This window comes from Botrimarina mediterranea, from assembly GCF_007753265.1.
GTDB lineage: Bacteria > Planctomycetota > Planctomycetia > Pirellulales > Lacipirellulaceae > Botrimarina > Botrimarina mediterranea.
Genome location: NZ_CP036349.1, coordinates 1,457,145 through 1,468,983 on the forward strand (window position 1 = coordinate 1,457,145; position 11,839 = coordinate 1,468,983).

General features: G+C 65.4%; 7 protein-coding genes. 1 reads left to right on the forward strand and 6 read right to left on the reverse strand.

Annotated elements, in window-relative coordinates; all coding sequences use genetic code 11:
• The first annotated feature begins 62 nt into the window (after positions 1–62).
• Positions 63–2,030: a TolC family protein gene (locus Spa11_RS05780; RefSeq protein ID WP_145109236.1), complete on the forward strand. Its 1,968-nt coding sequence runs from the start codon at positions 63–65 to the stop codon at positions 2,028–2,030.
• Positions 2,031–2,153: 123 nt separating this feature from the next.
• Here Spa11_RS05780 and Spa11_RS05785 read toward each other — a convergent pair whose 3' ends face one another.
• The 6 genes from Spa11_RS05785 to cmk form a co-directional block, all read right to left on the reverse strand.
• Positions 2,154–3,305: an HD domain-containing phosphohydrolase gene (locus Spa11_RS05785; RefSeq protein ID WP_145109239.1), complete on the reverse strand. Its 1,152-nt coding sequence runs from the start codon at positions 3,303–3,305 to the stop codon at positions 2,154–2,156.
• Positions 3,306–3,325: 20 nt separating this feature from the next.
• Positions 3,326–6,196 (reverse strand): ATP-binding protein, encoded by a 2,871-nt coding sequence (locus Spa11_RS05790; RefSeq protein ID WP_197529772.1) that lies wholly within the window; start codon positions 6,194–6,196, stop codon positions 3,326–3,328.
• Positions 6,197–6,331: 135 nt separating this feature from the next.
• Positions 6,332–7,228 carry a sigma-70 family RNA polymerase sigma factor gene (locus tag Spa11_RS05795; protein ID WP_145109245.1) on the reverse strand — a complete coding sequence of 299 codons (897 nt, stop codon included), beginning with the start codon at positions 7,226–7,228 and terminating at the stop codon, positions 6,332–6,334.
• A 401-nt stretch (positions 7,229–7,629) separates the two neighbouring features.
• On the reverse strand, positions 7,630–9,528 hold the full coding sequence (locus Spa11_RS05800; protein WP_145109248.1) for a 30S ribosomal protein S1: 1,899 nt from the start codon (positions 9,526–9,528) through the stop codon (positions 7,630–7,632).
• A 355-nt stretch (positions 9,529–9,883) separates the two neighbouring features.
• Positions 9,884–10,588 (reverse strand): lysophospholipid acyltransferase family protein, encoded by a 705-nt coding sequence (locus Spa11_RS05805; protein ID WP_145109251.1) that lies wholly within the window; start codon positions 10,586–10,588, stop codon positions 9,884–9,886.
• A 233-nt stretch (positions 10,589–10,821) separates the two neighbouring features.
• On the reverse strand, positions 10,822–11,496 hold the full coding sequence (cmk, locus tag Spa11_RS05810) for a (d)CMP kinase (RefSeq protein ID WP_315851343.1): 675 nt from the start codon (positions 11,494–11,496) through the stop codon (positions 10,822–10,824).
• Positions 11,497–11,839 lie beyond the last annotated feature (343 nt).

Genomic DNA, 11,839 nt, shown 5'->3' on the forward strand with positions numbered 1-11,839 from the left:
ATGCGCTGCGCCCTTGATGCGTCCATTACGACCGCCGCGTAGCGATCCTCGGGGACGCTTCGATGACCACCTGCCACACCGCCACCGATCGCCTACATTGGCGCCGTTGCGTGTCGTGCGTGCTGGTCGGTGTGATGGCGGCGTCGGGGTGCCGCTCGGTGAAGAAAGAGCCGTGCACGTTCTACGATTCGGCCGCGGCGCAGGTCACGTACGAAGCGCCCGCCGCTACGGCGAGCCAACTGACCCTCGAGTCGCCCGTCGTCTGTTCCGAGGACGACATCGACATGGCCGAGCCCAGCGCGCTCGACCCCAACGCGCCGATCGACTATCAGGACCTCACGCTCGAAGAAGCGATTCAGCACGCGCTGCAAAATACGCGGGTGCTGCGCGACATGGGCGGCGTGATCACGACGCCCGACGCGCTGGTGGCGTCGGTCTATGACCCGGCGATGCAGTACTCCGACCCGCTCACTGGCGAAGAGGCGGCGCTATCGGCCTTCGATGCGACGTTCGCGGCCAACGCCTACTTCGAAAAGGTCGATCGTGAGTACAACAACACATTCATCGGTCGAGGCGGCCAGTTGATCCAAGACCTGGGCAACGCCCGGGCGGAGCTGCGCAAGACGACCGCGACCGGCACGCAGGTGTTCATGCGGCACCTGCTGGAGTCGGACTTCAACAACAACGTCGGCAATCGCTTCGGCAGCCCGAGTCAGTCGTTCGGCGCGTTGCTCGAAGGTGAAATCCGCCAACCGCTATTGCAAGGCGCCGGCGTCCAGTTCAACCGCATCGCCGGACCAAACGGCCAGCCGGGTCAGCTGAACGGCGTGCTGCTCGCGCGGACACGGACGGATATCTCGCTCGCCCAGTTCGAGGCATCGGTGCGCGACCTCGTGTCGAACGTCGAGAACGCTTATTGGGACTTGTACTTCGCCTACCGCGACCTCGACGCCAAGAAACGGGCTCGCGATTTCGCGCTGGAGACCTACCAGAGTGTCGCGGTCCGGGCCGGTTATGGCGACGAAGAGGGGACCAACGAGAAGATCGGCCAGGCGCTCGAGCAGTATTGGCGTTACGAATCCGAGGTGCTCAACGCCCAGACCGGCCGGCCCGTCGAAGGGACCCGCACCGGTTGGGGCAGCAGCGGCGGCACGAGCCGTTCGCCCGTCGGCGTGCGGCTGGCGGAGCGGCGGCTGCGGCTGATCATCGGCATGCCGATCAATGGCGGCGCCGTGCTACGACCGAGCACCGAGCCCCTGGTGGCGCCGGTGTCGTTCGACTGGAACCGACTAGCGGGCACAGCGGTCGAGGCGCGTCCCGAGCTTCGCGCCCAGCGCTGGCGGATCAAGCAGCTGGAGATGGAACTGCTCGCCGGGCGCAACCTGCTCTTGCCCGACCTCGACGTCGTCGGGCGTTACCGCTGGCGTGGCTTCGGTGAAGACCTGATGTCGCAGTCGAATCAGCCGTTCTCAAGCGCGTACGGCGACCTCACCAGCGGCGACTACCAAGAGTGGCAACTCGGCGTCGAGATGGAGGTGCCGCTAGGCTTCCGCCGCGCCCACACGGCGGTGAGGAACGCCGAGCACTCACTAGCCCGATCGCGGGCGATCCTCAAAGAACAGAAGCGCGACGTCGTCTTCGGCCTCAGCAACGCCATCGCCGACGCCCAGCGCTCGTTTAGCGTCGTGCAGGCGCAGTACAACCGGTTCCAGGCCGCCGAGCGGCAGATCGAGGCGCTATCGAGGCTCGAGGAAGCGGGCGAGACGTCGGTGGACCTGAAGCTCGAAGCGCAGCGCCGCGTGCTCGACACCGAGATCCTCTACCACCAAGCGACGGTCGACTACATGCTCGCGCTGCGGAACGTCTACTACGAGACCGGCACGCTGCTCGACTACAACAATGTTTTCCTAGCGGAAGGCCCGTCGCCCGCTGGCGCCGTCAGGGACGCGATCGACCTCTCACAGCGCCGTACGAAGCCGCTGGACTACACACGCCGCGACGCGGTGATCTCGGCAGGCCCGGCGCTTTGAGCGACTTTACGGGTCGAATTTGAGCCGTAGGCGCTAGCCTCGGACGGCGCTACGAACGACGCTGTGTAAAGGTGGCGCCCGACACTAGCGCGTGCGGCTCAAGCGATCACGTTGTGACGAAGATCACTCGTCGTCCGCGTAGTCGATTTGGACGCGGATGATGGCTTCGCGTTCGGCTTGAAAGGCGTTGAGCACGTCGGGGTCGAAGTGCTTACCGCGGCCCTCTTCGAGGATCTCGACGCACTTGGCGAACGGGAACGCCGCCTTGTAGGGGCGCCGACTGCTGAGCGCGTCGAACACGTCGGCCACCGCGGTGATCCGGCCTTCGAGCGGGATGTCCGTGCCGGCGAGGCCGAGCGGATAGCCGCTGCCGTCCCAGCGCTCGTGGTGCGTCAGCGAGATGCGGCTGGCGAGTTGCAGCACGGGTGATGTGCACTCGCCCAGCAGCGTCGAGCCTAGCTCGGCATGACCGACGAACGACGCGTACTCCGTGGCGTCCATCGCGCTGACGATCTTGCGGCCGTACGCGGCGTGCTTCTGCATGAGCTCGAACTCTTCGGGGTCGAGCTTGCCGGGCTTGAGCAGGATGGCGTCGGGGATGCCGATCTTGCCGATGTCGTGGAGCGTGGCGGCGACTTCGAGTTGCTGCGCGTCGCGTTCGTTGAACCCCATCTGCCGGGCGAGGATGCCGGCGTACTTGCCGACACGGATGACGTGGCGGCCGGTCTCGTTGTCACGGAACTCGGCGGCGCGGGCCAGGCAGTGGATCACCTCGCGGCGCGAGCGTTCGAGCTCGGCCGTCCGCTTGGCGACGAGGTCCTCGAGCGCGTCCTCGCGGCCCTTCACGAGCAGGGCGTTCCGCACCCGCGGGATCAGTTCGGTCGGGTCCACCGGCTTGGAGAGGAAGTCCGTGGCGCCCAGGTTGAGCGCTTCGATCTTCGTCTCGGCGTCGCAGCTGGCGGTGAGGATCAGCACCGGCACGCGGTCGAGCGTCGGATCGGCGCGGACGGCCTCGAGGATGTCGAGCCCGCTCACCACCGGCATCATCAAGTCGAGCAGCAGCACGTCCGGCGGATTCGTGTAGATGTGGCCGAGTGCCTGGGTCGAGTCGGTGATCTCGTCGAAGTTCCGGTAGCCCGAGCGCTGCAGGAACTTCCGCACCACGGTGACGTTGATCGGTTCGTCATCGATGATCATCACCCGCGCGTTCTGCGTGGCCGTGTTGGATTCGGCTTGGCTGGTAGATTCGCGCGAAAGCAGGGCGGAGTAAGGCATGGAGCAACTCAGGGAAGCGATTAGGCGTGAGCAGGTTCTAGAGCGACGACCAGACGCCGACGCAGCTTGCGGAGATGATCGACCTTGGCTTGCACGGTTTCGGCGTCGGGGGCGCCTTTGAGCGAGCTTTCCAGGTCGCGGGCGGCGTCGGTGACGGCCTGGTAGCCGGCGGTGCCGCCCGACCCTTTTAACCAGTGGGCCGAACGCCGGAGCGAATCCCAGTCGGCGTCGTCGATGCTGCGATGCATCAGCTCGAGCTCGCTGGAGTACTTCGCCAAGAAGCTCTCGGCGACTTCGCCGAACTCTTCGTCGTCGGTCGGCAGTGTGCTGGGGATCAGGTCGTCGTAGCTAACGGGCGCATCGGCGTCCTCCGACTTTTCGATCGCGACCTCACCACGGACCGCTGCGAGCTTCGCCAAGAGCCGTGGCGCCTCGATCGGTTTGGTGAGGTAGTCGCTGCAGCCGGCTTCGAGGCAGCGTTCTTCGTCCCCCTTCATCGCGTGCGCGGTGAGGGCGATGATCGGGCCGTTGAAGTTGGCGTCTCGCAATCGGCCGGCGGCGGTGTAGCCGTCCATGACCGGCATCTGCATGTCCATCAGGATCGCATCGAATTCGCAAGCGAGCGCGGCGTCGATCCCCTCTTGGCCGTTGTGGGCCATCTCGACCTCGACGCCGGCCCGGCGGAGCACGAGACCAATAAGGCGACGGTTCGTCTCGCCGTCTTCGACGACCAGCACCCGCATCCCCTTGAGCGCCTTGGAGTTATCGGAAGCTTGGATCGCTCCGGAGGGCGATGGCGCGGAGTTATGGGCCTGTAGCCCGTCGCAGACTGGCAGCGACGAGGTGACGCCGCTGAGGCTGCCGGTCGGCAACCGCAGCGTGAAGCAACTCCCTTCGCCGAGCTTGCTGGCGACCGTGAGCGACCCGCCCATCTCTTCGGCGATGCGCTGGCAGATCGAGAGGCCGAGCCCCGTGCCGCCGAACTTGCGCGTCACCGACGCGTCGGCTTGCACGAAGGGCTTAAAGATTTCGGTGAGCTTGTTTTGGGGGATGCCGACGCCCGTATCGACGACATCGACGCGTAGCATCGGCGCGGGGGATTCGGCGTTCTCGACCGCGGCCGACACGCGGACGCCGCCCTCCTCGGTGAACTTCACCGCGTTGCTGACGAGGTTCAGGAGCACCTGCCGCAGCCGCGGCTCGTCGGTGACGATTGTGGTGGGCGCCGGCGTGCGCCACTCGTAGTCGAGGGTGATCCCCTGCTGGACGGCTTTCACCCGCAAGAGCGACATCACCTCCACCAGCACTCGGTTGGGGTCGGTAGGCTCATTGTCGAAATGCATCTCCGAGGCCTCGATCTTCGACAGGTCGAGCACGTCGTTGATGAGCGTCAGCAGGTGTTTGCCGCTCGAGGCGATCGTGTTGAGTTGTTCGCGTCGTTCGGCGTCGAGATCGGATGACTCAGTGATCAACAGATCGGCGAAGCCGAGGATCGCGTTGAGCGGCGTGCGGATCTCGTGGCTCATGTTGGCCAGGAACACGCTCTTGGCGGCATTGGCCTCGGTAGCCTTCTGCATCGCCAGTTTGATACTGTCTTCGCCGCACCGCTGCTCGATAGCGAGCGTCGCCAGGGAGCAGGCCGAGACGATGACGGCCAGCTCGTCCTCGTTCGGGCGGCGGCTGTGCTTGAAGAACAGCGACACGACCGCCAACAGGCGCCCGTCGGCGGTGACGCAGGGGACGGCCCAGCAGGCGCCGCCGTGAGCGGTGGACTCGAAGCCCGAGGCGTCCACGACGGCCTGATCGCCGTCGCAGAGGTCGAACTCCGGCAGCAGCGATACCGCCGCGCGAGCGGGGGCGGTCCCCAACTTGCTGAACGGGAGTTGCCGCAGGCCGTCACGCTGTTGGCCGCTGAGCTGCACGCCGATCGGATCGCCGAACCACTCTTCGTGATCATCAACGATCGAGACCGCAGCGACGATGTTGCCCACGTGCTTCTCGACCTCGGTGACGAGGGAGGTCAATACATCGGTAAGCGGTTCGCCGCCGACAAGCATCTGCAACACTTTCGATTGACCCGAGGCGATCGACTCGGCGTGGCGGCGTTCGAGCACTTCGCGGTGCAGTTCGCGCGTACGCTCGCGGACGCGGGCGTTGAGTTTGTCGTGGGCTTCCTGGAGGCTCTTGTCGGCCGTTTCGACGCGATCGAGCATCGCGTCAAACGCCGTGCACAGCTTGCCGACCTGCCCCGCGGGGCGTTCGCCGACGCGGACGGAGTAATCCCCCTCGGTCGACACCCGCTCGGCGGCGCTGACGAGCTTGTCGATCGGCCCGAGGATCCGCTTCTGTATCCGCGAAGCGAAGACGGCCGAGACGCCGAGAGAGATCAGGAAGACCGACCCTACGATCAGCGGATAATTCGCCTGCTGCTCGCGGATGTCGTCGCCGGTGGCTTGTAGATAGAGCGAGCCGACGCGGACCCCACGCCGATGGATCGGCTGAAAGAGCTGGACGTCGTTGTCGCGAGACTCTTTGAGCCAAGCGCCGTCCGATTGCTCGGGAAAGACGCCGTCGATCATCTCGTCACGGAGGTACTCGGCGATGACAGCCCCTCTGGCGTCGTACAGGCAGGCCGCGGTGACGGTGGGCTCAAGCTTCAGCGTCTCGAGGTGCGTGTCAGCGTCATCCCATTTCGCTTCGGCGAGCGCGGGGCCTGCATTGCGGGCGACGACGGCCGCATAACGGTAGAGCTGCTGCTGCTTGTTCCAAGCGAGCACCCGCATGTCGTTCAGCGCGAACGCTGCGCACGCCACCGCCAGCGCTGTCGCCGCCGACAACGCTGCAAGCAGTTGAACTTGGGTTCGGATGCTGCCGAAATGAGAGCGGAACATCGGCTCGGGGACGAAAAGGCTCAACGGGGCGCAGGGCGCGCAACACCAGAAGAAACCTAGCCCGCAAAGCATCGGTCCCACGGCCCGATACGCTAACTCGCAACAAGGCTGTCGCGCTGCGGCCGGACGACCGGACTAATCGTTGCTATCGGAATCGTCGTCCGTCCCGAAGAGGCGCGCCGCGTCGCGCGGGTCGTCGAGGCTTGCGGCCATCTTGGCGAGGGCCTCGGTCTCAATCTGGCGGACCCGCTCACGGGTCAGGCCGAGTTGCTCGCCGATTTCTTTGAGCGTCTTGGGCTCAACGCCGCCCAGCCCGAAGCGGAGACGCAGGATCGTCGCCTCTCGCTCGTCCATCCGACCGAGCATCTTCAGCACGTGGCGGAGCGAGTCGCTCTCGACCATCCGCTCGTCGGGCGAGAGTTGCGTCTCGTCCATCACCATGTCGCCCAGCGTCCAGCCCGCCTCGGTCTGGTCGGTCTGCGGCGTCGCGTTGTAGATCTTGATCGCCTTCTTGATGATCGGCAGCTTCTTCTTCGGCAGCCCGAGCACCCGGGCGATCTCTTCGGGCGTCGGCGTGCGGTCCAGCTCTTCGGTGAGCCGGGCCGAAGCGCGGCGCCACTTGCTCAGCAACTCGACCATGTAGGCCGGGATGCGGATGGTCTTCCCCGTGTTGATCAGGGCGCGCTTGATCGACTGCTTGATCCAGTAACTGGCGTAGGTGCTGAACCGCGTGCCGACGGCGGGGTCGAAGCCCTCCACGGCGCGGAGCAAGCCGAGGTTGCCCTCTTCGATCAGGTCTTGCAGACCGAGGCCCTTGCCGGCGTAGCCACGGGCGATGTTGACCACCAGCCGCAGGTTGGCGCGGACCATCCGGTCGCGGGCGGCGAGGTTGCCGTTGCCGATCTGTACGGCGAGGTCGCGCTCTTCCTGGGCGGTGAGCAGCCGCGTCTCGTTGATCTCCCGTAGGTAGGTCTCCAGCGGGGTCTGGACGGCGGAGTCGGCGGTGGTGCGTTTCTTGGCGGCGGTAGGCATAGGTCGTCGACTGGCTTGGCGTGGCGCGCCGGGACGGGGTGCGGGCCGGGGTAGACCGGTGGCGATTCGCCGCGGGGCGAAGCGGTGGCTACCGATTGCTATCGACGATCGAGCGAGAAGGCTTCACGCATAGGTAAGCGGCGCCGGGTGCGCCGCTTGTAGGGGTATCCCGATCCGAGCGGATTTGCCGCATGTGGAGTGGAAAAGGGCCTCTCTACGTATCGACCTCAGCCGCGGGCGGAAGCCAGCGGTCGCACGTCGCTACAGGCCGATGGCTACCGCCCGCGGCTGAGGCGCCCTTCAGTGGTCTACCAAAAACACGACGCCACGCTCCCCGTAGGGAGCGTGGCGTCGTCGATGCTGCCATGGTATCGGTCGTAATGACGAGCCGTTCGAAAGGGTCAGTCTTCCGAACCGGAATCCGAGTCGGCGTCCGTGTCAGCGCCCACGTCCGCGGTGGGCGCCTTGAAGAGCGGGCCCTCGCCGGAGCCGATGCCGCCCTTGAGGTTCTCGTTGGAGGCCGACGAAGCCGTCGAGGTCGCGCCAACGGCTTCGGTCTCGCCCTCGGCGCCGGCTTCTTCCTCGGCCCAGTCGACCCGCTTGCGGCTGAGGCCGATCTTGCGCTCGTCGATATCGACGCGGAGGATCTTGACCTCCATCTCGTCACCGACGTTGCAGATCTCTTCGGGGTTCTCGATCTTCTGATCGGAGAGCTCCGAGACGTGCAGCAGGCCCTCGAGGCCGTCCTCCAGGCCGATGAAGACACCGAAGTTGGTGATCTTCGTGACCTTGCCCTTCACAAGGTCGCCGGGCTGGAAGCGGTTGGGGATGTCGCTGGACCACGGGTCCTCGTCGAGCTGCTTCATGCCCAGGGCGATCCGGCGGCGTTCGGTGTCGACCGAGAGGATCTTGCACTTGAGCAGCTCGCCCTTCTCGACGACCTCGCTCGGGTGGCTGACCTTGCGGGTCCAGCTCATGTCCGAGACGTGGAGCAGGCCGTCGATGCCCTCTTCGATCTCGATGAACGCGCCATAGTTGGTGAGGTTGCGGACACGGCCCTCGACGTCGGCGCCGGGCGGGTAACGGTCGGCGACACGGTCCCAGGGGTTGTCCTGGGTTTGCTTCATGCCGAGCGAGATCTCTTGCTTCTCTTGGTTGATGCCCAAGACAACGACCTCGACCTCGTCATCGACCTGCACCAACTCGCTGGGGTGGCTGATGCGCTTGGTCCAGCTCATCTCGGAGATGTGCACCAGGCCCTCGATGCCGTCCTCGAGCTTGACGAAGGCGCCGTAGCTCATGACGTTGACGACATGGCCCTTCACGCGGGTGCCGACCGGGTAGGTTGCCGGTACCTTCTCCCACGGGCTGGGCGACTTCTGCTTGAGGCCCAGGGCGATCTTCTCACGTTCGTAGTCGATGTGGAGGACCATCACCTCGAGGTTGTCCTCGATCTTCACCATCTCGCTGGGGTGATTGATCCGGCCCCAGCTCATGTCGGTGATGTGCAGCAGGCCGTCGATGCCGCCCAGGTCCACGAACGCGCCGAAGTCGGCGATGTTCTTGACGATGCCCTTGCGGATATCGCCCACGGAGAGGGTCTTGAGCAGCTCGGCCTTCTTGGTGGCGCGCTCTTGCTCGATCAGGCTGCGGCGGCTGACGACGATGTTGCGGCGCTCCTCGTCGATCTTGAGCACCATGCACTTGATCTCTTTGCCGATGTACTCGCCGATGTCGTGCGGACGGCGGATATCGACCTGGCTGGCCGGCAAGAAGACGTTGACGCCGATGTCCACCAGGAGGCCGCCCTTGATCTTGCGGATCACGGTGCCGGTGACGACGTCGCCCTCGTGGACGTCGGACATGACGCCCATCCACTGCTCGATCCGCTCGGCCTTACGCTTCGAGAGGACCAGCATGCCACGCTCGTCGTGGCGGCCGGCGACGTCCTCAACGTCCTCGACCAGCACGCGGATGATGTCGCCGGGCTTCGGCGGCTCTTCCGGCTCGGGCACGACCGGCGGCTCGAAGTCCGTCGCCTCGGGGTCGTTGCCATACGGGTCTTCCTCGATCTCCGGCTCCCACTCCGACAGCGGGATCAGGCCTTCGCTCTTGTAGCCGACGTCGACGACGACGAACTCGTTGTCGATGCGGATGACCTTGCCTTCGACGATCTGGTTGATCGAGACGTCTTCGCCCTCAAGCCACGCTGTCTCGTCGATGAGCTCCTGATCGCCCATCACGGCGATGAGGTCGTCGTCGGAAACGTCGTACTGGTTGAGGAGGTTGCGGTTGACCATGGAATCCTTAGGAATGCGCCGTATGAACGGGCGGCTCGACTCGTGGACGGAAGGCGACCCAGGGGTGGTTGGGATCGACCGAAATCGGGCGGCCAGAGAGGCCAGACCCGACGCCGCGAGGAGACTACGCGAGCGGCGGCACAGGGGGCTAAAGGAACGAAATCGCCCTCGGGTTAACTCCCGACACACACGGCCGGGCCCAAGGGAGCGGGTACAAGCTACGCATCGTACCGATTTTGCGGCGTTGCAGCAACGGCAAGCGGTGGTGGCGATAGATTTGTCACACCACACGCATTTAACCCCCGGTCAATGACCGGGGGTTAAATGGGGCTGGGGAGCCAAACGCGGGCGGGAGCTAAATACGATTTAGCTCTCGCGCCCGCGCGACGCATTCCGCGACGCGACGGTGCGCCAGTTCGACGAGCTCGTTGTCACTCAGCCCCGCGACTTCGGCGTAGGGGATCGGATCCCCGTAGTGGATCGCCACTTTGCCGAAGAGGCGGGGACGTCTAGCGCCCTTCGGCCAGATTCCGAACGGCCCATCGAAACCGATCGGCTGGATCGTCGCTTGCGCCCGGCGGACGAGGGAGACGAAGCCCGGCTTGAAGGCTTTCATTTCGCCATCGTCCGAGCGGGTCCCCTCCGGGAAGAGGAGCATCGCGCCCCCTTGTTTGAGACGCTTGAGCGTCGCCTTGATGCCGGCGATGCCCGAGCCGTCGCGGTCCACGGGGACGGCGTCGTACGAGCGGATCAGCCAGCCCAGCGGGCCGACGAACAGCGTGTCGCGGGCCAGATAGCTGAGCTGTCGTCGCAGCGAACCGCCCACGAGTGGCGAGTCAAAATGGCTGGTGTGGTTGCCCAGCAGCACCAAAGGCCCCTCCATTGGCACCTTGCGGGCCCCCTCGTACCGCAGCCGGTAGAGGAGCTTGGCGGTGACCCAGATCGCGGTGCTGGAGAGCCAGTACCAGGCGGCTTTGGCGGGGCCGCGGCGGTAGGTGGGGGGCGGGGCCTCTTTGCCCGGTCGGGCGAGGCTAGGAGTAGGGCTCGATTCGGTGGCCATCAGGCGTCATCACTCCCACCATGATGCCTGCCGAGGGTTTTGCTCACGCTTAGCGTTAGCGCTGAGGCGAGAAACAGCACAAGAATCGTGAGCCAAGACTTCCTTATCACCTCTTCCTCTGTCACTTCAAGCCAGATCATGGCGAGAGACAGGACCGTGCCGCTTACGATGCAGACGAGGCAGATTGTAAAGCAGATTTTCTCCAATTGCCTCAGCGACATGACAGCTCCTGCTCAGACTTCACCGGCGCGACGTTTCTCGACGATCTTCATCAAGTGATCGACCACCTCTTCGCGCGTCAGGCCGTCGGTCGTGAACTCGATGGCGTCGTCCGCCTTGTAGAGCTTGCCGACGGCCCGGGTGCAGTCGCCGTTGTCGCGGACCCGCTGCTTGTCGAGGACCTCTTCGCGGGTCACGTGCTCGCCGCGGCCCACTAGGTCGAGGTAGCGGCGTTCAGCGCGGACCTCTTCGCTGGCGGTGAGGAAGATCTTGCACTCGGCGTCGGGGAAGACGACGGTCGCTTGGTCGCGGCCCTCGGTAACCACGTCCATGCCCTCGGCGACGCGGCGCTGCTGGTCCACCAGTCGGGCGCGGACGCGGGGGCAGTCGGCGGCGAACTTGGTGGCGGAGGTGATCTCCAGGGTGCGGATCGCCCGGGTCACGTCGCGGCCGTCGAGCAGGACGCGGTCCTCGTCGAGGGAGATTTCGACTTGTTCGGCCACCTCGACCAGGGCGTCGGAGTCGGCCAGGTCGATCCCTCGCTCCACGGCGGCGAGGGTCACGGCCCGGTACATCGACCCGGTGTCGAGAAAACGGAAACCGAGACGGCGGGCCAGCTCACGGGCGGCGCTGCTCTTGCCGGCGCCGGCCGGGCCGTCGATCGTCACGACCATAGCGGGGGCGATCAACGCAGAATGGGAGGGAGAGTCGAAGCCGACGGCGGCGGGTTTTTCCTGGCGATTGGCCACGTGGGCAATGTTACCAGCAGGCCCCCGGGGTGGACTACCCGCCCGCCGACACAAACCCCCGCGAAGCGGCAAGCCGAGGCGTCCAGCAGGGCGGTTTAGAGCGGCAGGGGCGGTATTTCGGTCGGATGGCCAGATTGAGCATCTTAGTGGCCAAGTTTGCTACCAATAGGCGTCCTATCGATTAGAATAGGCGTGGACAGAAAGAGGCCGATCTGCCGTCTGCGCTGCGCGCCATGCTCCCAAGGGTGGGGGCGTGGCGGTGGTCGCATTCAGGGGTCGGCCA